Source organism: Sphingomonas sp. QA11, from assembly GCF_028473665.1.
GTDB classification, from domain to species: domain Bacteria; phylum Pseudomonadota; class Alphaproteobacteria; order Sphingomonadales; family Sphingomonadaceae; genus Sphingomonas; species Sphingomonas phytovorans.
The window spans coordinates 2,221,238-2,245,178 of the sequence record NZ_CP098774.1 but is presented as its reverse complement, the minus strand read 5'-3'; the positions used below and the strand labels follow the sequence as shown (position 1 = coordinate 2,245,178).

Genomic DNA, 23,941 nt, shown 5'->3' with positions numbered 1-23,941 from the left:
CCTGCTTCCGCCCCGGAAAGGAACACTCAATGGTGGCGCGGGATCGGCCCGATCTTCAGGCACGCCACGTATCCGTTCGCACTTGGTATCACGGGGTCGATCCTCACCCTATGGTCGCGGCATGCGAACATCGGCGAGGCTCCTAGGCCGGAGGCTCCTGCGCGCTGGCCGGTTTCAGGTCGAGCAGCATGGTCGGAATGAGTTCGGAAACGGTCGGATGGACCGGGACCGCCCAGCGTAGCGCGGCGATCGGCTGATCGGCGCTCATCGCGTCGAGAATCCCGTGTATCGCCTCGTCACCGCCGGTGCCGAGGAACGCCGCGCCCAGAATGCGTTGCGTATCGGTGTCAGCGACGATCTTCATGAAGCCGCTTGTCTCGCCCTTCTCGATCGCCCGGCCGACCCGGGTCATCGGCCGCTTCGAGACCAGGATCCTGCGGCCCGACGCGATCGCTTCTGCCTCGGTGATGCCGGCGCGGCCGAGCGGCGGATCGGTGTACAGGGCATAGCCCGGGACACGCTGGCTCACCCTGCGATCCTCGCCGTCGAGGAGGTTCGCGGCGACGATCTCGAAATCATTATAGGCGGTATGGGTGAAGGCGCCGTGGCCGTTGCAGTCGCCCAGCGCCCAGATGCCGGGGGCGTTGGTCTGCAACCTGTCGTCGACCTGGATATAACCGCGCGCGTCCGTCGCCACGCCGGCGCGGTCGAGCCCGAGATCGTCCGTATTGGGCCGCCGCCCGGTCGCGAGCAGCACATGGCTGCCGATCACGACCGGTGCGCCGGCCTGGCAATCGACGGACACCGCGACGCCCTTCTCGTGGGGCCTGAAGCCGATGCAATTGGCGTCGGTGCGGATCGCGATCCCCTCTTCCTCCAATATCTCGCGGATGGCGGCTGAGATGTCGGTATCCTCGCGCGAGATCAGGCGGCTGGCCCGCTCGACGATCGTCACCTCGGCACCGAAGCGCCGATAGATCTGCGCGAATTCCAGCCCGATATAGCTGCCGCCGACCACGACGAGATGCCGCAGGAGCGTGTCGAGCGCGACCATGCTCGTATTGTCGAGCCACGGCACGTCATGGACGCCCGGCATGTCCGGCACCGATGCCCGCCCGCCGACGTTCAGGAAGATGCGTGGCGCGGTCAGTTCCTCGCCGCCGACTGCGATGGTCTTCGAGCCGGTGAAGCGGGCATGGCCGCGCAGGAACGTGAGACCGGCCATGCCGTCGAGCCAGCGTTCATTGTTGCCGCGCGCCCGCATCGTCACCGCATGGGCACGCGCCGCGACCGCCTTCATGTCGACGGATATCGGCCCGGCATGGACCCCGAAGTCCGCCGCCCTGCGAGCGAGATGCGCTGCATAGGCGCTGGCGACCAGTGCCTTGGTCGGCATGCAGCCGGTGTTCACGCAGGTGCCGCCGACCAGATGCCGCTCGACCAGCGCCACCGTCATACCCGCGCCGGTCAGTCGCCCCGCCAGCGGCGGTCCGGCCTGCCCGGCGCCGATGATGATCGCGTCGAAAGAGCGAGTCACGGGATCACGACGATGGCGACTGCGTGGAGAATTCCGATGAACGACGACAGGGCGAGCATGGCAGTCCCCTTAGGGCATGAATGGCGTCAGTGCTGCTTCATGCCTCAATTCGAGAAGCAGGAGAATGGGTGGAGGAGAATGACTTTCACGCCGTCGCGAGACGTGACCGCACCGCTAGATGCCAAGCCATGCCAGGCCGCCCGGCAGTGCCTCCGCGGCATAATCGACTTGCAGGACGCGCCGCCGTTTCGGCACGCTCGCGGCGTTCGAGGCATGGAGGATCGGGGTCGCGTAGAGCCAGACGTCGCCCGCTTCGGCAAGGCAGGTCGCGATGCCGCATCTTGCCACGACCGCGTCGATATCCGTTTCCGCCACCCGGCCGAACCGGTGAGACCCGGGTGCGACCAGCAACGGCGCATTCTCGGGCCCGACGGGGTCGAGGTGAATCCTCACCGTAACCATCCTTGCCAGCAATTCGAAGGGGGGAGCGACATGAAGGAGGCCGGCCTTGACGGTCCAGGGGCCGAAGCCAGGCACGTCGCGGCGCTCTGCGACAACGATGGTGCGATCCTGATGCCAGCCGAGCGACCAGTTGGCCGCCTCGGTCTTGTCGAACAGGATCGCGCGGACCGGGCGCGCCTTTGCTCCGATCGCACCGGTTGCGATCGCGCCGATCTGACTTTCCGCTGCCAGCAGGTGCCCCAGTTCTTCCATCCCGCGAAGCCGGATACCGGCGCGGTCAGGGGCGAGATGAGAGAGGATCGCCGCGATTTCCGGCAGCCAGCCGATGGCTGCCGCCTGACGGAGCGGCGTGCCGTCGCGCTCGAACGTCAGCGTTTCGGTCAGAAAGCCCCCGGTACGAAGCGTTTCACCCTTGCGGCATAGGCGTCATAGTCAGCGCCGAACCGATGGCGCAGCAAGCGTTCCTCAAGCCGTGCCCGCAGCCAGGTCGCAACGGCATAGACCGGCACCGCGAGGATGAGGTTGCGCGTATGGCCATAGGCGATCACCATCCCGATCATGAACAGGAACAAGGCGACATAGATCGGATGGCGCACCACGGCGAAGGGGCCGGTCTGGACGAGTTGATGATCTTCGCGGGTGCGTGCGACCAGGCTCCAGTTCTTGCCCATTGTCCGTGACGATGCATCGAACAGCCCTACGGCGCCGAGGACCAGAAGCAACGTCGCGAGCCCCTCCACGATTGCCTTGAACGACATCGGGTCGAGCGAAGCGTCGATCCGGCCATATCCGGCAATGGCGAGGCCGAGGCCCTGCATGATGATCCATATCCAGGACGCCCGGCTACTGTTTGCGTCGGCGACCCTGGCGATCCGGGTCGCGCGGTAGCGCGCCGCCATCAAGGCGATGAAGAAAGCGACGAGACCAAGGGCCATGGCGGCAAGGCCGGGAAGTCCTACGGGATCGTTGTGGAACAAGGGCATGATACTTGTCCTAATATTTCGACCTGGGTGGCCTGGCTTTCCACGCCTTGTATTCCTCGAGTGCCTTTGACCGTTTGAGGATGCGGCTGGCCGGGTCGATCACGACATGGGCGTCGGGGCCCACCGCGATCGTACCGCGCCCGCCGGTCATCGCAATCCGCTCCACCTTGCCGTCGACCTGCACCTCGACCGGCATGGGGAAGGGCGGGCCGTCCGGCGCCTTCCAGCTGAGGTTCAGGCTATTGCCGTCGCGCGTTTCGACGAGTTCGGGAAGGGCTGCCTTGCGCAGATAGACGTCGAAGAACCAGCCATAATCCTTGCCGGTCACCTGCTTTACAAAGCCTTCATACTCCATCGTCGAGCCGAAGCGTGGCGAGAAATTGCCCGGCTTCGGATCGAGCCGGCCATAGACGGCCAGTCGAGTCACGTCGCGAAAGGCGGCCTCCCCGATCAGGTTCCGCAGCGTGTGGAGCATCCACGAGCCCTTGTAGTAGATGTCCTGGCCGGGCCCGCCCTTGCTGATCTCATAGACCTCCTCCTCGGTGCGGATTCTGCCCGAGATCAGCGGTTGGAGGTTCGCGATCTTGTTGCGCTCGTCGTCGAGCATCGTCGCGTACCGCGCGGTACCTTCGCGCCACAGCCCGTACCAGGGCTGCATATAGGTGCCGTAGCCCTCGTGGAGCCAGTAATCGTCCCAGTTGGCCGCCGTCAGCTGGTTGCCGAAATATTCATGGGCGAATTCATGCTGGAACAGCCAGTCGAAGCCTTCGGGCGCCTTGGCATATTCGTTGCCATAGGCGTTGATCGTCTGGTGCTCCATGCCCTTGTGCGGTGTCTCGACCACGCCGAGTTTCTCGTCGCCGAACGGGTAGGGGCCGATCTCCCTTTCGAAGAAATCCAGCGTTGGCGCGAACTCGGCGAAGAGTGCCTCCGCCTTGGCTTCCTCGCCGGGCAGATACCAGTAGAACATCGGGATCTCGTTGCCGAAACGGCTCTTGTAGGTCCCCGAAATCTCCTCATAGGGCCCGACGTTGAGCGCGATGCCGTAGGTGTTGGGCTGGCGGGCGCTCCAGTGCCATGTCGTGCGCCCGTCGGGCAGCGTGTCGACGCCGATCAGCTTGCCGTTGGAGGGTGCCTTCAGACCCTTTGGCACGGTGATATGGAGCGTCACGCGCTCAGGCTCGCCGGTCGGGAAATCGAGACACGGCCAGAACAGGTCGCAGCCATAGCCTTCGGCGGTCGTCGCGAACCAGGTTTGGCCGTCAGGCGTCTTCGCCCAGACCACGCCGTCGTCCCATGGCGCGTTCGCCGCAACGTGCGGGGTGCCGCCATAGGTGATCGCCGCGGTCACGCTTTCGCCTGCGGCGACAGTCCTGGGGAGTTTGATCGTCAGCCGTCCGTCCGGGTCGGAAAAGTCGCCCTTAGGGACTGGCTTGCCATCGATCGATATCGCGCTCGGCGCGAGATTCCTGTCGAGGTCGATCAGCAGCCGTGTCAGCGGGGCCTTCGCGGTGAAGGTCAACGTGGCGAGGCCGCGCAGTTCGTGCGTTTCGGGCAGCACCTCGAACGCGAGGTCGGCATGGTCGAAGCGCAGGCTGGCCCGGTCGGGTTCGATCGGGCCGCCCGATCGCTGAGTCTGTTCGGTGATTGGCGGCTCGCCCTTCTTGGGCGGGGCGGCAGCGGTGGTGAGCGACAGTGCGGCAAGGGCCAGGGCGGGCTTCAGCAGCATCGGATCGTCAAACCTCAACGGAGATCGACCGAGAAATGGTCGATGGAAAGGGCGAAGAAGGGGCGGTTGTTCTTGGCGATCGCCAGCCGTTGCGGCCAGCGCACGCCCTTGTCAGCCATCGTCCCGGCAAAGCCGAGATACTCGCGGACCGGTTTGCCGCCCGTGCCCGGATCGTCCGGCGGCGAGAGGATGTAGTCGGCGGACAGCATCCGTCCGTCCTTCCCGAACCGGACGTCGATCGACGGAAAGCCGGGTCGGGTTCCGCGCAATGCCCCGCGCGGCAGCGCTTCCCATCGGGCGCCTGCCATCAGCATATAGCCATAGGCGCCGAACTGCTGGCGTTCGTTGAGCGTGGCGAGGGAAGGCAGCGCCGACTGCTTTCCTTCGACCACCGCGAAGCCTCGATCGCCTTCGATCATCAGCGTCCGCATCACGCTTCGCCCGTCGCTCAGCAGCCAGCTGTCTGATCGTGCCCGCACAAAAGGCTCCAGATGGGTCTCCATCCCCAGCTCAACCGTCTTGCCGCCGAGATGGAGTTTACCCGTGCCGATCCAGCGGATTGCCCGTACCCGTTCGATCAGGTCACGGCCCCCGATCGCTGTCATTGCCCGCTCGACCGGGTCGGCGGGCAAGGCGGCCGCGGGCAGGGCGAGCATCGCGCCTGCGCCGGCAAAAAACGTTCGACGATTGATGGATTGGTCACCAGCACCATATAAGGGAGAACTGGCGCCTCGTTCAGGCGCTGCCGGAGTATTCATGACCCAATCCTACCCCGTCCTGCCGCTTCGCGATATCGTCGTTTTCCCGCACATGATCGTGCCGCTGTTCGTCGGTCGCGACAAGTCGGTCGCCGCTCTCGAAGCCGCCATGGCCGCCGACAAGGAAATCTTTCTCGTCGCCCAGCTCGATCCCGCCGAAGACGATCCCGACCGCGAGGATCTCTACGATATCGGCGTCACCGCCACTGTGCTCCAGTTGCTCAAGCTGCCGGACGGCACCGTGCGCGTGCTCGTCGAGGGCAAGGTCCGCGCCGCGCTGGACACGCTGTCAACGACCGACACCTATCTCACCGCGACCGTGGGGCCCGTCGAGGAAGCCGTTGCCGAGGGCAATGAAGTCTCGGCGCTGATGCGGTCGGTGGTCGACCAGTTCGAGAATTATGCGAAGCTTAATCGCAAGCTGCCGGCCGAGACCGCCGTCCAGCTCGGCGAGATCGAGGATGCGTCGCGCCTGGCCGATGCGGTGGCCGCGAACATTTCGGTAAAGGTGTCCGAGAAGCAGTCGCTGCTGGTCGAATCCGACCCCACCAAGCGGCTCGAGATGACGTTCGCCTTCATGGAAGGCGAACTCGGCGTCCTGCAGGTCGAGAAGAAGATCAAGAGCCGGGTCAAGCGCCAGATGGAGAAGACCCAGCGCGAATATTATCTCAACGAACAGCTCAAGGCGATCCAGCGCGAGCTGGGCAATGAGGGCGAGGAAGGCGAGGGCGACGAGATCGCCGAGCTGACCCAGAAGATCGCGACTCTGAAGCTGTCGAAGGAAGCTCGCACCAAGGCGACCGCCGAGCTGAAGAAGATGAAGACGATGGCGCCGATGTCGGCCGAGGCGACCGTCGTTCGCAATTATCTCGACGTGCTGCTCGGCATGCCCTGGGGCAAGAAGTCCAAGATCAAGAAGGACATCTCCGCTGCGCAGGCGGTGCTGGACGAGGATCATTACGCGCTCGAGAAGGTCAAGGACCGGATCGTCGAGTATCTCGCGGTCCAGGCGCGCACCAACAAGCTGAAGGGGCCGATCCTGTGCCTCGTCGGCCCTCCCGGCGTCGGCAAGACCTCGCTGGGCAAGTCGATCGCCAAGGCGACCGGCCGCGAGTTCATTCGCCAGTCATTGGGCGGCGTGCGGGACGAAGCCGAGATCCGTGGGCATCGCCGTACCTATATCGGATCGCTGCCGGGCAAGATCGTGACCAACCTGAAAAAGGCCGGCACGTCGAACCCGCTGTTCCTGCTCGACGAGATCGACAAGCTGGGTCAGGATTTCCGTGGCGATCCCGCCTCGGCGCTGCTCGAGGTGCTCGATCCGGAACAGAACTCCAAGTTCCAGGACCATTATCTCGAGATTGACATCGACCTGTCCGACGTCATGTTCGTGACGACCGCGAACACGCTCAACCTTCCGCAACCGCTGCTCGACCGCATGGAGATCATCCGGCTCGAAGGCTATACAGAGGACGAGAAGGTCGAGATCGCCGAACGGCACCTGGTTGCCAAGCAGATCGAGGCACATGGGCTGAAGGAGGGCGAATTCACCCTCACCACCGAAGGCCTGCGCGCGCTGATCCAATATTATACGCGTGAGGCCGGCGTCCGCACGCTTGAGCGCGAGATCGCGAAGCTGGCGCGCAAGGCGCTGCGCCAGATCCTTGAAGGCAAGGTGACGAGCGTGACGATCACGCCCGACAACATTGCCGAGTTCGCCGGGGTGAAGAAATATCGCCACGGACTGGGCGAGGAGGAGAACCAGGTCGGTGCTGTCACTGGCCTGGCCTGGACCGAGGTTGGTGGCGAACTGCTGACGATCGAGAGCGTGACTGTGCCCGGCAAGGGATCGGCCAAGGTCACGGGTAAGCTCGGCGATGTGATGAAGGAGTCGATCGAGACTGCCTTCAGCTTCATCAAGGCCCGGTCGCCATCCTATGGCATCAAGCCGAGCGTGTTCGCGCGCAAGGATGTGCATATTCATCTTCCCGAGGGCGCCGTCCCCAAGGACGGTCCGTCGGCGGGCATCGGCATTGTCACCGCGATCATCTCCACGCTTACCGGCGTGGCGGTTCGCCGCGATATCGCGATGACCGGCGAGGTGACCCTGCGTGGCCGTGTCCTGCCGATCGGCGGCCTGAAGGAGAAGCTGCTCGCGGCATTGCGCGGCGGCATCACCACTGTGCTGATCCCGCAGGAGAATGAGAAGGACCTAGCCGAGATCCCGGCGAATATCCGCGAGGGGTTGACGATCGTTCCGGTGGCGCATGTCGACGAGGTGCTGCGGCTCGCGTTGACCGGTCCGCTGACCGCGATCGACTGGACCGAAGCTGACGATCTTGCTGCCCAGCCGCCGGCCGGGGTGGCGCCGATCGGCGGCGAACTCCATCATTGATCAACATGTCAAGCAAAACGGCCTGAATTTCGCTCCCTTAGGCGAAATTTTAGGTCGTTTTGCTTTGACAGCCCCGTTTCGACCCGTCTTACTGTACCACCGGCTTCGCGCCGCGACTCATTCACATTGTATCATTTCAAGACGGGGGTTCTTTCGGCATGAACAAGCAGGAACTGATCGGATCGGTCGCCGACGCGTCCGGACTGGGCAAGGGCGATGCCAGCAAGGCGGTCGAGGCCGTGTTCGATGCGATTTCGGCGGCGCTGAAAAAGGGCGACGAAGTTCGTCTGGTCGGATTCGGCACTTTTTCGGTCAGCAAGCGCAAGGCGTCGACCGGCCGCAACCCGCGCACCGGCGAGCCGATGACGATCAAGGCGTCGTCGCAGCCCAAGTTCAAGGCGGGCAAGGGGCTGAAGGATTCAGTCAACTGATCGGCAAATGATATGGGCGCCGGGGCTGGACAAGCCGCGGCCCCTTTTCTAAGGCGATGACATCAGGGCGGCGGCGACGCCGCCCTATTCCGTTGACGGGAACGTCAGCGAAGACATTGCGGAGGGTCGTGGTCCTTTTCGAAGGATATCGGCCGGATCGCGATGGGCGCGTAGCTCAGCGGTAGAGCACACCCTTCACACGGGTGGGGTCACAGGTTCAATCCCTGTCGCGCCCACCATCTTTCGAGCCCGCCGGCCGCGATGCGACTGGCGGGTTCTTCGATTCCGGCGATCGCGATCCGGAGAATGTCATGAAACTGCAATGATCGTCATCAATCTGAAATTTTAATGTCATTCAAGAGTCTTCAAATCCGCACTGTGGAGTCATGTGCCATCCCTAGCGGAGGCTTTGTGGTCGGCAGGGGGAACACCGAGTCGATCCGGGGGGCATGTCTGCTCCCGCTCACAGATCGAACGGAGACCTTCATGGCCAGCTTCAAGCGCTTCAGTCTTGTCCTCATGAGCAGCACGGCTCTCCTCGCGCTGAGCGGTTGCGACGGCGCCGATGGCGTCGCTTCGCCTGGCGCTGGCACGGTCGTGATCAATCCCCCGGCACCCGCGCCGTCGCCGACGCCAACGCCGACCCCGTCGCCGATCACTGCGGCACAGTTCGCGGCGGTTACCACGGTCAACAGCATTTCGATCACCGCCGACGAGCAGCTTGCACTCGTCAATGCGGGCACCAACAACAACGTGAACGGCACGAAGGCGATGCTGAACGGTGTCTATCCGACCACCGCCGCATCGCTCGCGACCGCGGTCGATCCTTCGACGATCAACAGCTTCTTCAGCAGCACCAACTATGTGGGCGCGTTGAACGGTCCGACCGACACAGCCTTCCAAGGCTGGACCTGCAACTCGACCACCGCAGAATTCGGCGGCAGCGGCGCAGCCTGCACCTCGGTTCCGGCGATCGGCACGGGTGGCTCGACGGCTGCTTGCCCTACCGGCACGATCGACGACGGCCTGGTGCAGACATTCCGCGCCTGCCGCCTGCCGGCGCTCATCACCGGCACGCTCAACCTGCCGAAGATTGCCGGCGTGTTCTACCGCTTGCGCGGCCAGACCGAGGTGGGCAACGATGTCGGTACGACCGGCGCTGATTCCGGCGCCGTGCTGAATATCTCGGCCGGTGTCGTGATCGCCGCGGATTCGACCGAAGCGACCAACGACCTGCTGCTCGTCAACCGCGGTGCCAAGATCAACGCGGTGGGCACGGTTTCGGCGCCGATCATCTTCACTTCGCAGCAAAACCTCGCCGCCAACGGCGTCAGCGACGCCACGCAAGGTCAGTGGGGCGGCATCATCCTGCTCGGCCGCGCGCCGACCGCGGTGTGCGCGACGGGTACCGGTCCGAACAATGCAGCGGGCAGCAGCGCGACCTGCCAGCTGGCGATCGAGGGTGTGACCGGCCGTTTCTACGGCGGCCCGACCGCAGCCGACAGCAGCGGCACGATGCAGTATGTGCAGATTCGTTACAGCGGCATCGCGATCTCGGATGGCAACGAGCTTCAGGGCCTGACCTTGGGCGGCACCGGATCGGGCACCGTGATCGATCACGTCCAGAGCCACAATTCGGCGGATGACGGGATCGAGATCTTCGGCGGCACGACGAATCTCAAATACATAGCCATCACCGGTGCCGACGATGACGGGTTCGACATCGACAATGGCTATCGCGGCTATATCCAGTTCATGATTGCCGCGCAGCGTGTGCTCGGCGCCACGGCGGATTCCTTCTCGACCGAGATCGATTCGAACAACGCCGAGGACCTGCTGCCGCGCACCTTCGGCCGCTATGCGAACTTCACCTTCATCCAGCGCGCGCTGGCACCGGCTGCGATCCGTCTCCGCGGCGGCGCCGACATGACGTTCGTCAACGGGATCGTGACGGCACCGTCGAACGTCGCGTGCCTCAACATCATCGCCGGCGAGCAGACCGCGGGTGGCCGCACGACGATCCGTCCGGCGGACGCTGCGCTGCAGGATGTCGGCCCGCCGGTGTTCAACTCGGTCTATTTCGCCTGCCAGGGCCGTTAAGCCCCGGCAGCGATCCAACGAGCATTGATGCCGGGGCGGCCTCCAGTGCCGCCCCGGCGTTCGCCTATTCAATATCGATCGGGATTTCAGGCCATGCAGAAGCGCCTTTCCTATGGAACGCTCCTACTCCTAACGTCCACGCTGGTCGCGCCGGCCGCGCTAGCGCAGACGACGGGCGCGACGGCAACGCCGTCAACGCAAACTGAGGCAACGCCCGCGGCGCAGGACCAGGTGGGTAGCCCCGAGGCCCAAGTCGAAGTATCGAGCCCCGGTTTCGACTCCTCGGCCGGCGAAGATATCGTCGTCATCGGCCGCAATATTCCCAACGTCATCCGCGCCACGCCGCAGGTGATCTCCGTCCTGTCTAGCGCCGACATCGCGCGGACGGGCGAGGGCGATATCGCCGGCGCACTGACTCGGGTCACTGGCCTCAGCGTCGTCGGCGGCGGGTTCGTCTATGTCCGCGGCCTGGGCGACCGCTACTCCTCATCGCTGCTGAACGGCTCGCCCCTGCCGAGCCCGGAGCCGCTGCGGCGCTCCGTTCCGCTCGACATCTTCCCGACCAGCATCATCGGCTCGGCGCTTGTCCAGAAGACCTACTCGGTCAGCTATCCTGGCGAATTCGGTGGCGGCGTCATCAACCTGACGACCAAGGCCATTCCCGACGAGGATTTCATCTCGTTCGGCGGGTCGATCACCGCGGACACCGCCACCACGAACCAGCTTGGCTACACCTATGCCGGCGGGAACAAGGACTGGCTTGGCTTCGACGACGGTACCCGCAAGGTTCCCGACTTCATCCGCAACGCGCCGAAGGGTTCGGGTATCATCCCGAGTGATCAGGTCGCGAAGCTCAGCAATGCCAGCACCACGCTGCTCCAGCGTAACGATCACCTCCCGGCCAACTTTTCCGGTGAGCTGAGCGCGGGCGCGGTGTTCGATCTGGGCGGCGGTCGACTTGGCGTCATCGGGTCGGCCGGCCTCAGCAACACGTTCCGCACGCGCTCGACGACTCAGCAGGATTCGGTGTCGCAGGACGGCACGCTGCGTAACGACTTCACCACGCTGCTGACCGACAACCGCATCGTCACCAATGGCCTGCTCGGCCTCGGTTACGAATTCGGGGAGAACACGGTTCGCTGGACCAATGTGTACATCCACGACACGCTGAAGCAGGGGCGCGGATCCGCCGCGACGCTGTACAACAATGCCAGCGGCCTTCGCTTCCAGCAGAACACTAACTGGTTCGAGCGCCAGCTGATCGAGACTCAGCTGGTGGGCGCGTTCAAGCTCAGTGATGCGCTGAAGCTCGACGTGCGTGGGGCCTATGCCAATTCGAAGCGCAACGCGCCTTACGAGCGCCAGTTCGACTATCTCTGTTCCGCGACGACCACGACTGGCCTGCCGATCACGGTCCAGACCCCGAACGACGCGGCAGGGGCGCAATGCAATGGCGCGTTCCAGGTCACGCCGCGCTTCTCCCCCTTCGCGTCGATCATCTTCAGCTCGCTGAGCGAGAATCTCTACAGCGGTCAGGGCGACCTGACCTACAAGGTGCCGATCGACGGGCAGCTCACGCTGTCGACCGGCTATTATTATTCCGATACCAGCCGCAACTCGACGCGCCTGCAGTTCAATTATCAGACCTCGGCGGGCGGCGGCACGGTGCCGGGCTACCCCTATAACCTGCTGCGTCCCGACTACCTGCTCTCGCTAGATTCGATCCGGATCAACAATATCGAGCTGCAGTTCAGCACGCCCCTCGGCGCCTATGCCTATGATGCGTCGTTGCGCATCCACGCAGGCTATGTCCAGGCGGAAGCCGAGGTGGTCAGCGGTGTCCGCGGAACCGTCGGCGTCCGCTACGAAACGGCCGATGAGCGTGTCACGCCGATCGGCGTGCAAACGACGCGGTTGAAGAACGATTATTTCCTGCCGGCCGCCACGCTGACGTGGAACTTCACGACCGACATGCAATTGCGGGCGAGCGCGTCGAAGACGATCTCGCGCCCGCAGTTCCGCGAACTCGCGCCGCAGCAATTTCGCGACCCGGATTCGGATCGCCTGTTCTTCGGCAACCCGTTGCTACGTGATTCGGAACTGCTGAACTTCGAAGCGCGCTATGAGTGGTTCTTCGCGCGCGACCAGCGCTTCACGCTGGGTGGTTTCTACAAGAAGATCGACAATCCGATCGAGCAGGTCGGATTCTTCACCGGCTCGGATGATCGCCTGCAGACTGGCTTCACCAACCTGCCTGGCGCGAAACTCTATGGTGGTGAAGTCGAGCTCCAGAAATATTTCCCGCTCGATTTCCTGAACTCGAGCTTCTTCTCGACGCGCCGGGTGCTGCTGATCGCGAACTACACCTATTCGAAATCGTCGATCAGGGCAGGCGGCGAATGCGTGCCGAACGTGCTCAGCCAGACGCTGGGCGGGTGCCCGACCGGTTTTGGCCCCGCCGGCCTGCAATTCCGCGACGGCGCGCCGCTTACCGGCCAGTCGGAGCATCTGGTCAATCTGCAGCTGGGCATCGAGGACAAGGCCTCGCTGTCGCAGGCCACGTTGCTGTTCAACTATGCAAGCCAGCGTGTCACCAATCGCGGGCCGTCGAACCTGAGCGGCGCGGGTTTCCAGCCGGACATCATCGAGCGTCCAGGCATCCGCCTCGACTTCGTTGTCCGCCAAGGCTTCCAACTGCTGGGCGGTAAATGGGAAATCAAGGCCGAGGCGCGCAACCTGACCAAGACCCGCTTCGAGGAAGGTCAGACCTTTGCGGGCGGCAACAAGGTCTATGCCAATCGCTATACGCTCGGCCGGACCTTCTCGCTCGGGCTCAGCACGACCTTCTGATCACGAGATAAAAGGGGATTCCTGGCCCCGGTCGCGATCGCTCGCGGCCGGGGCTTTTTTGTGCTTGCCTGTCGCTGAGACTGGTCCGGAGCGTTGCCAATCGGTGCTTCACGCCTCCGAGGCTGCGATCCGCAATCCTGCGGACGTCAGGCGCGCGCGAGGCGCGGGGTGAGCGTGCGAAGTGCCGTGGCGAGCGCATCGATCTGCGCGGGGGTGGTGAAGAGGGCAGGGGTCACCCGAACGCAGGCTCCCGCCGCCACGCCGACGCGGTGCACGGTGAAGATGCCGAATTCGTCGAGCAATGACCTGGCGATTGCCATATTGTCCGCCACCGATACCCGGCCGCGTATGCGGAACGACGTGATGCCCCCATGAAGGCGGGGATCGGCCGGGGTCAATATCTCCAGCCCGTCCAGGCCGCGCAGGCGCTCGGCCCACTGGTCGCGAAGCAGGCGCAACCGCGCGGCGCGGGCGGTGGTCCCGATGGCGTCCTGGAACGCGAGCGCATCAGGCACCGTCAGTTGCGCGGCGAAATCGCCGGTTCCGGTATGGACGCGTGCCTGCACGTCTTGCGCATCGCCGGGCCCGTTGGCGGGATCCGGAACGATATCGTGTATTCGTGTTTTGCGCAGGTACATCACGCCGACGCCAAGAGGGGCACCCATCCATTTGTGCAGGTTGAAACCGGCGAAATCGACGCCGAGATCGGCAAAGGCGAAGTCGAGCTGCCCCCAGCTGTGTGCCGCGTCGACAATGGCATCGATGCCGCGCGCCCGCGCCATTGCAACGATCTCGCGCACCGGCAGGGCCAGGCCGGTCCGGTGGCTGAGATGGGTAAGCAGCACCAGCCGCACCCGGGGGTTCGCGTCGAACGCCCGGGCATAGGTGTCGATCAGGCCCTGCCATGTCGCCGGTTCGGGCAGCGCGATCCGCACGATATCGACACCGCGCCGGGCCTTCAGGCCGTCGAAACAGCCCTGAATGCTGTCATAATCAAGATCGGCCTGGAGCACGGCGTCGCCCGGCCGCAGCCGATTATAGCCGTCGATCAACGCCTGCAACGCTTCGGTCGCGTTGCGGGTCAGCGCGATCTCGTCCGCGTCGACACCCAGCGCCGCCGCCACGCGGTTCCGCACCGCGCGAAGATCCGGGCCCATCGCCCTCCTCGAATAGAAGCTGTTCTCGCGATTGACGCGCTCGATCGCGCGTTCGTACGCGGTAAGCACGGGCCGGGCCATGATGCCCCAGTTCCCGTTCTCGAGCTGGATGATGTCGGGCGTCACGTCATATTGGGCGGCAATCTGCCGCCAATAGGTCTCGTCGTCCGGTTTCGCCCCACTTCGCCCGGATGGCGACGCGCGCAGGGGGGCGGCGACGGATAGCGCCGCCACCCCGATCATCAGATTGCGCCGGTTGATCGTCACGCGTCGTCCTCCGTGCGGTCTTCAGAACTTCATGCCGACGCGCACATAATATTGGCCACCATCGGTATCGTAAGGGGCGTTGCGCGAATAGATCAGCCCGCGCACCGCCTGATTGGTCGCCTCGTCCGGATAGGTGTTGAACACATTCTCCGCGCCCACCCGGACCGAGAAATGCTCGCCGAACTTGTAGCTGGCGGAAACGTCGAACAGCGCGATCGACCCGAAGCGCTGGAACAGGTCCCCTGTCGCGTTGCCGGTGATGTCGGTCCATGCCCCGTAGAACCGGCCGCGCGCGAGCAATCCGACCGGGCCGATATCATAGGCGACTGAACCGGTGGCATTGTGCTTTGGCAGGCGCTCCTGGAAGATCCGGCGCTGGGTGTCGTTGGGGATCGCCGCCGACTTGGCGCTCGTCACCTTGGTGTCGTTGTAATTATAGGCGATCGTCGCGGTCGCGCGGCCGGGGCCAAGCTGGCGGGTATAGTTCAGCACGGCGTCGATGCCGCGGGTCCGCGTGTTGAAGTCGTTGGTGAAAAAACTGACCGCGGTGAAGCGGAGCGGGTTGGGAAGCGTGGAGGGCACGGCGAACGCCGCCGATTCGCTGAAGCGGTTGTCGACGTTGATCTGATAGGCGTCGATGCTGCCCGACAGTCCGAAATGAGTCCTGAAGGTGAGGCCAGCGGTGATGGTATCGGACGTTTCCGGCTTCAGCGGCTTGGCGCCGAGCGCGACCGCGATCGGATCGGTCGGCGACAGGCGCCCGCGGTTGAAGATCTGCAGCGTCACGGTATCGAGACCCTGGGTGGTGTTGGAGGTGTTGAGCTGGGCCGGTGTCGGCGCCCGGAACCCGGTCGAATAACCGCCGCGCACCGCAATGCCGTCGACCGGCTCAAACCGCGCGCTGAGCTTGTAGGTGAATTTGTTGCCGAATTCGGAAAAACTCTCATAGCGACCGGCCGCGCCGACGCTCAGCATATGGATCGGCTGCCATTCCAGATTGCCGTAGCCGGCATAGCTGGTCTGGCTGAACTTGCCCGCCTGAATCGGGCTGAAGCCGGGGAAGCCGTTCGAATTGGGCGCAAGGCCCGAGGCGGCGCCGGCACCGATGGCGTAGGAGGCCGGATCGCCCTGGGTGACCTGATAATTCTCGACGCGGCGTTCGCCGCCAAAGGCGATGTTGATCGGGGTCAGGCCGCCGACGGGCAGGCGATAGACGAAATCCGCGTTGAGGTTGAATTCGCGTTGTGCGAGCCGGCCGATATAGAAGCTTGTCGGGCTGTTCGGCCCGAGCGAGGCGTTCAGGCTCTCCTTCATCGTGTAGTCGATCAGGCTGCGGCCATAGGAAGCGCTGAGATCATAAGTGAAGGGGGTGCCGAGCGCGCCGCGCACGCCGCCGACGGTCTGAATGTCGGACGTCCGCGTCCCGAAGCGCGGCGTGAAGCCGGTCGGATAGATGCTCTTGAAGTTGAAACCGGGGAAGGCGGGGCTGGGATTGAACACCGTCGGCGTTCCGGCGGGATTGCGCCAGTTGAAGTCGGTGACGCCTTCGCCCTGTTGCACCGTACCGAAACTGTAGACGGTGACGGCATCCGAGATGTCGTAGTGCCCGTTATAGCCGCCACGAACCGCCTCGAGGTCAGGCTGGCCCCAGCGCTGGACGGGATTGGGCACCTGCAGTTGCGGATTGGCTGCCTGGAAAGCGATCGCGTCGGGGCGCTGGCGTGTCCGCGAGGTCGCTTCGGCATGATCATATTCGCCGGTGAAGACGATGCTCCCTCTCTGGCCGAGCGCGATCCCGCCCTGGATACCGCCCTGATATTCCTTGCCGTCTCCTTTATAATATTGCGAATACTGGCCGAAGGCCTCCATCCCCGGCTTGTCGTCCAGGATGATGTTGACGACCCCGGCGATCGCGTCCGAACCATATTGCGCCGAAGCGCCGTCGCGCAGCACCTCGATCTGCTTGATCGCGAGGCCAGGGATGGTCGCCAGATCGGGCGCCTGCGCGCCGCGTGTGCCGAGCAGCGCCGAGCGGTGATAGCGTTTGCCGTTGACGAGGACGAGCGTCTGGTCGGCCGACAGTCCGCGCAGCGAGGCGGGGCGCACGAACGCCTGGCCGTCAGCTGCCGGCAGGCGCTGTACGTTGAACGACGGCAGGATCTGGGCGAGCGTGTCCGAAAGGTCGCCGGAGATGCTGGCGTCGATGGCTTCGGATGGCAGCACGTCGAGCGGCGAGAGGGAGTTGAACTGGGTCACGCCGCGATCACGTGTTCCGGTGACGATGATGGTATCGCCGGAATCTTCGTCGACCGAGGCACTTGGCCGCGCGCCGTGCGCGGCGCTCTCAGCGTAGACGGGTGCGCACAGCGCAAACTGCAGCGCGACCAGCGCGCTGGCCGTGGTGAACCTGACCATGATGTGTCCCTTTGGAAATGCCCGTATCCCGGCTCGTTTTTCAGCCGGTGGTCGGGCTCCTAGGGTGGCTTCGCGTCAGTTCGGCTTCATTCCGGCGACGGAGCAGTGTCAGAAAGACGTTGTTTTCAAGTCGCGGCGTCAGCCGCCCAGGGAGCGGCCTTACGCCCAGCCCCACGGCTTCTCCCTGAACCATTTGGTGATGACGTACTTGACCCCGCTGCGCACCTTCATCCCCTGATGGATCGTCGCCGGGTTTAGGGTTCCGTCCGGTCGGCGGTTGTTCCAGGCGAGCAGCTTGCCCGTTTCGGGCTGGACGATCTTGTCGATCGTCTTGAATCGCGTCGCGCCGCCGGCCTCGGGCTCGTTGAGATAGATCATCACCGTCCAGGTGCGGTTGCCGGAGACGCCACAGAATTTCTCATAATCGATCCCGTCGGGTTCGAAATAATCGGTGTGGCCCTTGAACTCCTGCCCGACGGCGTAGCGCTGGCCCTGCATCGGCTCTCCGAATACAGGATCAAGGCCGGTAAAGGCGGTGATCCGTGCCGCGACGTCGGCGACGACGGAGTCGAGGGGATCGAGGTCGCAGGTTTCGCTGGTGCGGAAGGCTGCATCGCCATTGGGGTCCGAGATGGTCGACGGCCGGCGTTGCGCGTCGATTCGCGCGACGATTGCTGCACAGGTCTCCGCATCCAGGAAGTCGCGACGCAGGAACAGGGTCAGCTTCGGGCTGGGCACGCGTTGCACGCCGGGTTGAGCGGCGAGGTGAGCAGTCAGGCCATCGGAGGGAAGGCCTGATCCGAACTGGGCGGGCGCGGCGTTGATTTCGGGAGCATGTGGCATCGCCGCCGATGTGCCAAAAACCCCGCGTCTTTTCCAGCGCATCGGCGTATATGACAATCGTATCGGATGGTTCACAGGAACGACCTACGACTGTAACAATCGCCACCTAGCAGGTTCGCGATCGGGGAATTTCCGCATGCGTTTGGTTCTGGATGCGCGGGCGCGCGCGCTGTTGCGGCGGCTACCGCGCACCAACGTCTATTCCGCGCTTGAACTGGTGCTGCTTGCGGCGCTGGCGCTGCAATGCGCCCGACTGTTCTGGATATTGGTCACGCCGGTCGGGGCGCTCGGTCCGTGGCAGCCGGTCAAGCCCGGATTTCCCGGCTCGCCGGTCGCCCTGCTGCAAGGCTTCGATCCCTTTTTCCGGTTGGGCGGAAGCGCTGACGGCAAGCCCGTCGTGGTGACCTCGCTCCAGCTCACCTTGTTCGGCACGCGGGTGAACGAGGCGATGGGCGGAGGCTCCGCCATCATCGCCGGCCCTGACGGCCTCCAGCAGAGCTTTGCCGTGGGCGATGAGATCAGCCCGGGGGTGAAGCTCAAGGCTGTCGCATTCGATCATGTCACGATCGATCGTGGGGGTGCCGCCGAAGACCTGTTCCTAGACCAGAGCGGCGCGGTCACCCCGGTAGCGCCGCCGCCGGCGGAGGCCGGGGCGTCGCTCCTCCCGGCCCCGCCGAACCTCCCGCAACCACCCAACCCGCCCGGACCCAACCTCAGGGCGGGCCTGTCGCCGGCGCAGCTTCGCGCCGATATCGGCTTCATCCCGCGTGTCGATGGCGGCAAGATCAGCGGTCTTGTTGTGCGGCCGCAAGGCTCGGGTGTCGCGTTCCGCCAGGCGGGCTTGCGCGAGGGCGATGTCATCACCGCAATCAACGGTCGCGCGGTGACGGGGCAGGGCGATATGGAACAACTCGGCGCGCAGATCGGCAAGGGCGGTACCGTCCCGGTCACGGTCGAGCGCGGCAACGATACCCTTTCCCTCACCCTCACGATCGCGGGCCAATGAAAAAACTGATTCTTGCACCCGTCCTCGCGACCGCGCTGGTCGGCACCGTATCGGCGCAAACGACGATGAACGTCCGCGATGCCGATATCCGCGCCTTCATTGCTGATGCGGCGCGCGTGACCGGACGCACCTTCATCATCGACGCGCGCGTCCAGGGCAAGGTGACCGTCGTCACTGACCGGCCCCTGTCGCGCTCCGAATATTTCGAGGTGTTCCTTTCCACTCTGCGCGCTAACGGCCTGGTCGCGGTGCCGACCTCGAACGGCGCGTTCCGCATCCAGCCCAGCGACAATTCGGCGTCCCAGCCCAGCCGGATCGGATCGAGCGGCGCGGCGCGCAACAGCCTGGTGACCGAGATCGTGCGGTTGCGGGCGATCGACGCGGCCTCGGCCGTCGATACCGTGCGGGCGCTGGTCAGCGCGCAAGGATCGGTTACCGCCAATCGAGGCGGCAATTCGATCGTGATCGTCGACTTCGCCGACAATGTGCGGCGCGTGCGCGAGGTGCTTCGCCGGATCGACACCGACAATAACTCGACCCGCGTGATCGCGCTGAAGAATGCCGGTGCGCGCGAGATCGGGACCGCGCTCCAGGCCCTGGTCGGGGCGGGCGGGCAGGGCGGCGCGCCGGGTAATGGCCAGAGCGTCAGCGTGGTCGCGATCGTCGGATCGAATTCGGTCGCCCTGCGTGGCGATCCGGCGTCGGTCGCGCGTCTTGCCGCCGTCGCTGAGGATCTCGACCGCCGGGCCAAGAACGGCACCGAGATCAAGGTCGTCTTCCTCGAAAACGCCGATGCCGAACAGCTTCTGCCGGTGCTCCAGCAACTTGTCGGGCAGACGCCGACCCAGCCGCAAACGAACAACAGCCTGTCGCGGTCCAATTTCGGCGGTACCGGCAACAATAACGGCCAGACCGCGACTGCGACGCCCGCGCCCATGCCGCAGGCCGCGCCCGTCTCGGCCAGCGGCGGCACCGGCCAGCCCGCCATCGTCGCCGAGGGAGGACGCACCGCCGCGGTGGTGACTCGCTTCACCGGCGCCAATGCTATCGTGATTGCCGCGCCGGCCGAGGTGCAGCGCCAGCTTGCGGAAGTGGTCCGTCAGCTCGACACACGGCGCGAGCAGGTGCTGGTGGAAGCGATCGTCGCCGAGGTTTCCGATGCCACCGCCAGCAAGCTGGGCGTCCAGTTCCTCCTCGCGGGCCTGCCGGGCAGCGGCATACCGACCTTCGCCACGGCCTACAGCAATTCAGCGCCGAACCTGCTGACCATTGCCGGCGCAATTGGCGCTCGCTCGCTCGCGACCACCACCACGACGGTCAACGGCACCACCACCGTCACTACCAACGGCAGCGCGGTGGGCGATTCCCTCGCGCAATCCGCGCTGAATTCGATCCTCGGCGCGTCGGGCGGCTTTGGCGGCGGCGCCTTCAAGATCGGCAAGGACGCGATCTTCGGCACCATCATCAGTGCGGTGAAATCAGACACCACGTCGAACCTGCTCCAGGCGCCGTCGCTGACCACGCTCGACAATCAGCCGGCCCGCATCCTGGTTGGCCAGGAGATTCCGATCACCACCGGACAGGCGCTCTCGACCAATTTCGACAACGCCTTCCGCACCGTCCAGCGCGAGAATGTCGGCATTCAGCTCGAGGTCCGGCCGCAGGTCAATTCGTCGGGCGCGATCAAATTGTTCCTGCACCAGCAGGTCAGCAGTATCGCCGGTCCCGTTTCCAGCGACAATAGCGACCTGATCCTCAACAAGCGTGAGGTCGAGACTACTCTGACCGTCGATGACGGCCAGATTGCGATCATCGGCGGCCTGCTCAGCGACGACGAGCGGCGCACGATCGAGAAGGTGCCGTTCCTCGGTGACCTTCCCGCCATCGGCCAGTTGTTCCGCTCAAAGGCAAAGCAGCGTACCAAGACCAATCTGATGATCTTCATCCGTCCGACCGTGCTGCGCACGCCGGAGGACAGCCGCAAGGTGGCTGAACGGCGCTATGGTTTCCTTCGGCTCCAGCAGGCGGGTCAGAATCCCGATTCCGAGCCGAGCATCGACCAGTTGGTCCGCGATTACATGGGGGCCGCGGCGCCGTTGCCGGCGGCGGGAACGCCAGGCGGGATCGAGGATCCGCGCGTTGCCGTACCGTTGATGAGCAGATCGACCAGGGTCGTGCGGTCGGCGAGGGACAAGTGATGCAGATCGCCCCGGGCAATGCTGAAGACGCGGTTCAGCCGTTGGCACTGTCGGAGGGCACGCCGCTGCCCGATCGCGTGATCGCAATCCCCTATGGTTTCGCGCGGCGCTTCGGCGTTGCGCTGGAGGCTGGCGACGGCAGCCATTTGTCGATCGCGATGCGGGAGGGATCGGACCCGAAGGTCCTGCTCGAACTGCGCCGCCATCTCGCCCGTCCGTTCGACGTCAGCTTCGTCACGCCCGAGGATTTCGACCGGCTGCTCTCCGATCGTTATGCGATGGACGGGCAGGCGGCCGCCGTCGCGGCGGGCACGCTCGGGCTGGGCGACGAGCTCGACCTGCTCGCCGGCGACCTGCCGACGGCGGACGATCTGCTCGACACCGCCGACGATGCGCCGGCGATCCGCCTGATCAACGGCATCATCGCCGACGCAGCGCGCAACGGCGTGTCCGACATCCATATCGAGCCTTACGAGACCGGCCTGGTCGTGCGCATGCGCATCGACGGCGTGCTGCGCGAGACGCTGCGGATGCCCCCGCACGTTGCACCGGTCGTGGTCAGCCGGGTCAAGGTGATGGCGCGCCTCGACATCGCCGAGCGACGCGTGCCGCAGGACGGCCGCATCGGCCTGACGCTGGGCGGCAAGTTGCTCGATGTGCGCGTCTCGACGCTGCCGAGCCGCGCCGGCGAGCGCGTGGTGCTGCGTATCCTCGACAAGGAGAATGCCGGGATCACGCTCGACGTGCTCGGCATGACCTCGGCGATCAATACCATGCTGAAGGGCGCATTGTCCGAGCCCAACGGCATCATCCTCGTCACCGGTCCGACCGGATCGGGCAAGACGACGACCCTCTATGCCGCGTTACGACTGCTCAACGATGGCAGCCGCAACATCCTGACGGTCGAGGACCCGGTCGAATATGCCATGGACGGCATCGGCCAGACCCAGGTGAACCCAAAGGTCGGACTGACCTTCGCCGCCGGCCTGCGCGCGATCCTGCGCCAGGATCCCGACGTGGTGATGGTCGGCGAAATCCGCGACCGCGAGACTGCCGAGATCGCCGTGCAGGCTTCTCTTACCGGCCATCTCGTGCTGTCGACCGTCCACACCAACGACGCGGTCGGCGCGATTACTCGCATGCGCGACATGAAGGTCGAACCGTTCCTGCTCGCCTCGACGCTCCGCGCCGTGATCGCGCAGCGCCTCGTGCGCAAATTGTGCGAGCATTGCCGTCGCCCGGTGCAGGCAAGCGGCTCGGTATCGGCGCTGCTCGGCTTCGATGCCGGCGCGGTGGTCTATGAGCCGGTTGGCTGCGAGCATTGCCAGGGATCTGGCTTCAAGGGGCGGATCGGCGTATTCGAGGCAATTCGCGTCGACGAGACGATCCGCCGCCTGATCAACGATGGCGGTGACGAGGCGATCATCGCCCGCCACGCCTTTCTCCATTCGCCCAATCTGGGCTCGGCCGCGCGGCAACTGGTGCGCGAGGGCCTGACCACGCCTGAGGAAGCGGTCCGCGTCTCGCGGAGGGATATGGCCGATATCGAGGCGCCGCTCGTGGTGGATACGCCGTCGGATGGCTGATTTCGACTATCTGGCGATCGACACGCGCGGGCGCGAGACGCGGGGGCATATCGCCGCCGAGTCGATCGACGACGCGCGTGTCCTGCTGGACAGGAAGCGGCTCTATGTCGTGAAGGTCGAGCCCGGATCAGGCCCGGCCGCGACGCGGGGCAAGCCTCTGCTCTCCGATTTTCGCTTCGGCACGAAGAAGATGGGGGCGAAGCAGCTCGCCCTGTTCACTCGCCAGCTCGCCACGCTCAACCGGGTCTCGCCGCTGGAAGAATCGCTTCGCACGATTACCCGTCAGACCGAGCAGGAGACGGTCCGCACCATCGTCGCGTCCGTCCATGCCGGTGTGGTGGAGGGGCGCCGCCTGGCCGAGGCGATGGGTCGCGAGCCGAAGAGCTTCCCGCCGCTCTACCGCGCGATGGTTTCCGCCGGCGAGCGTTCGGGCTCGCTGCCGGTGATCCTCGAGCGCCTTTCGGTGTTGCTCGAGCGCCAGGCGGAGATCAACGGCAAGATCATCACCACGCTGGCGTATCCCGCCGTGCTGGCCGTCGTCGCGATGGGCGTCGTGACGGCGCTGATGGTGTTCGTCGTGCCGCAGGTGGTCGAACAGTTCGACACGGTCGGGCAGGAACTGCCGCTGTTGACCAAGATCGTGATCGGCATTTCCGCCTTTCTCGTCGGCTATTGGTGGGCGATCCTGATCGCCATCGCCCTCGCGACGTTCGGCATATGGCGCGCGCTCAAGGACCCCGGGATCAAGCTCGCCTTCGACAGCTGGCTGCTCCGGCTGCCGTTGCTCGGGCGCCTGATCCGCGACCTCCACGCCGCACGCATGGCACGCACCCTGGCTACAATGGTCGCGAGCCGCTTGCCGCTGCTCGAGGGCCTGACCCTCACCGCGGGCACGATCCACAATCGCCGCCTGCGCCTTGCCTCCGACGAGATCGTCGAATCGATCCGTGGCGGCGGAAGCCTGTCGGCGGCGATGCGCAGAGCCGGCGTGTTCCCGCCGCTACTCACCTATCTTGCCGCCTCGGGCGAGACGGCGGGGCAGCTCGACGACATGCTCGAACGCGCGGCCGATTACCTGGAACGCGAGTTCGATCGCTTCACCGCTACCGCGCTCTCGCTGCTCGAGCCTGCGATCATCGTCCTGATGGGGGGAATCGTCGCCACCATCGTTCTCTCCATTCTGCTGCCGATCCTGCAGCTCAACACGCTCGCCGGCCAGTGAGG

General features: G+C 64.9%; 16 protein-coding genes and 1 tRNA gene. 9 read left to right on the top strand and 8 right to left on the bottom strand.

Features of this window, described 5'->3' with window-relative positions:
- Positions 1-142: 142 nt before the first annotated feature.
- The 5 genes from NDN01_RS10415 to NDN01_RS10395 form a co-directional block, all read right to left on the bottom strand.
- On the bottom strand, positions 143-1,537 hold the full coding sequence (locus tag NDN01_RS10415) for an FAD-containing oxidoreductase (protein WP_272627308.1): 1,395 nt from the start codon (positions 1,535-1,537) through the stop codon (positions 143-145).
- A 174-nt stretch (positions 1,538-1,711) separates the two neighbouring features.
- Entirely contained in the window at positions 1,712-2,251 is a 540-nt protein-coding gene (locus tag NDN01_RS10410) for a phytanoyl-CoA dioxygenase family protein (RefSeq protein ID WP_443025224.1), read from the bottom strand.
- 128 nt (positions 2,252-2,379) lie between these two features.
- Complete coding sequence (locus NDN01_RS10405) at positions 2,380-2,982, bottom strand: methyltransferase family protein (RefSeq protein ID WP_272627307.1); 603 nt, start codon at positions 2,980-2,982, stop codon at positions 2,380-2,382.
- A 10-nt stretch (positions 2,983-2,992) separates the two neighbouring features.
- Complete coding sequence (locus NDN01_RS10400) at positions 2,993-4,711, bottom strand: M1 family metallopeptidase (RefSeq protein WP_272627306.1); 1,719 nt, start codon at positions 4,709-4,711, stop codon at positions 2,993-2,995.
- A 14-nt stretch (positions 4,712-4,725) separates the two neighbouring features.
- Entirely contained in the window at positions 4,726-5,367 is a 642-nt protein-coding gene (locus tag NDN01_RS10395; protein ID WP_272627305.1) for a hypothetical protein, read from the bottom strand.
- Between the two features lie 100 nt (positions 5,368-5,467).
- On the opposite strand from NDN01_RS10395, the gene lon reads away from it, so the two are divergent.
- The 5 genes from lon (at position 5,468) to NDN01_RS10370 (ending at position 13,245) form a co-directional block, all read left to right on the top strand.
- On the top strand, positions 5,468-7,864 hold the full coding sequence (gene lon / locus NDN01_RS10390) for an endopeptidase La (protein WP_272627304.1): 2,397 nt from the start codon (positions 5,468-5,470) through the stop codon (positions 7,862-7,864).
- Positions 7,865-8,022: 158 nt separating this feature from the next.
- A complete protein-coding gene (locus tag NDN01_RS10385) occupies positions 8,023-8,295 on the top strand; it encodes an HU family DNA-binding protein (RefSeq protein WP_272627303.1) in 273 nt (90 codons plus the stop codon).
- 164 nt (positions 8,296-8,459) lie between these two features.
- Positions 8,460-8,534, top strand: a tRNA-Val gene (locus NDN01_RS10380).
- 247 nt (positions 8,535-8,781) lie between these two features.
- On the top strand, positions 8,782-10,395 hold the full coding sequence (locus tag NDN01_RS10375; RefSeq protein ID WP_272627302.1) for a hypothetical protein: 1,614 nt from the start codon (positions 8,782-8,784) through the stop codon (positions 10,393-10,395).
- Between the two features lie 93 nt (positions 10,396-10,488).
- Positions 10,489-13,245, top strand: coding sequence for a TonB-dependent receptor domain-containing protein (locus tag NDN01_RS10370; protein WP_272627301.1), 2,757 nt, complete (start codon positions 10,489-10,491; stop codon positions 13,243-13,245).
- A 146-nt stretch (positions 13,246-13,391) separates the two neighbouring features.
- Here NDN01_RS10370 and NDN01_RS10365 read toward each other — a convergent pair whose 3' ends face one another.
- The 3 genes from NDN01_RS10365 to NDN01_RS10355 form a co-directional block, all read right to left on the bottom strand.
- Positions 13,392-14,669: an aminotransferase class V-fold PLP-dependent enzyme gene (locus NDN01_RS10365; protein ID WP_272627300.1), complete on the bottom strand. Its 1,278-nt coding sequence runs from the start codon at positions 14,667-14,669 to the stop codon at positions 13,392-13,394.
- A gap of 21 nt (positions 14,670-14,690) precedes the next feature.
- Positions 14,691-17,084 carry a TonB-dependent receptor plug domain-containing protein gene (locus tag NDN01_RS10360; protein WP_272627299.1) on the bottom strand — a complete coding sequence of 798 codons (2,394 nt, stop codon included), beginning with the start codon at positions 17,082-17,084 and terminating at the stop codon, positions 14,691-14,693.
- 159 nt (positions 17,085-17,243) lie between these two features.
- Positions 17,244-17,927, bottom strand: coding sequence for a prolyl hydroxylase family protein (locus NDN01_RS10355; RefSeq protein ID WP_272627298.1), 684 nt, complete (start codon positions 17,925-17,927; stop codon positions 17,244-17,246).
- Between the two features lie 136 nt (positions 17,928-18,063).
- Here NDN01_RS10355 and NDN01_RS10350 point away from each other — a divergent pair, with 136 nt between their 5' ends.
- From NDN01_RS10350 to gspF, 4 genes are read left to right on the top strand one after another with little or no spacing between them, the layout of a single operon-like run.
- Positions 18,064-18,933 (top strand): type II secretion system protein N, encoded by an 870-nt coding sequence (locus NDN01_RS10350; protein WP_272627297.1) that lies wholly within the window; start codon positions 18,064-18,066, stop codon positions 18,931-18,933.
- Positions 18,930-21,131 carry a type II secretion system secretin GspD gene (gene gspD / locus NDN01_RS10345; protein ID WP_272627296.1) on the top strand — a complete coding sequence of 734 codons (2,202 nt, stop codon included), beginning with the start codon at positions 18,930-18,932 and terminating at the stop codon, positions 21,129-21,131. The genes NDN01_RS10350 and gspD overlap by 4 nt, the downstream gene beginning before the upstream one ends.
- Positions 21,131-22,717 (top strand): GspE/PulE family protein, encoded by a 1,587-nt coding sequence (locus NDN01_RS10340; RefSeq protein WP_272627295.1) that lies wholly within the window; start codon positions 21,131-21,133, stop codon positions 22,715-22,717. The genes gspD and NDN01_RS10340 overlap by 1 nt, the downstream gene beginning before the upstream one ends.
- A complete protein-coding gene (gene gspF / locus NDN01_RS10335) occupies positions 22,710-23,939 on the top strand; it encodes a type II secretion system inner membrane protein GspF (RefSeq protein WP_272627294.1) in 1,230 nt (409 codons plus the stop codon). Before NDN01_RS10340 ends, gspF begins: the two co-directional genes overlap by 8 nt.
- Positions 23,940-23,941 lie beyond the last annotated feature (2 nt).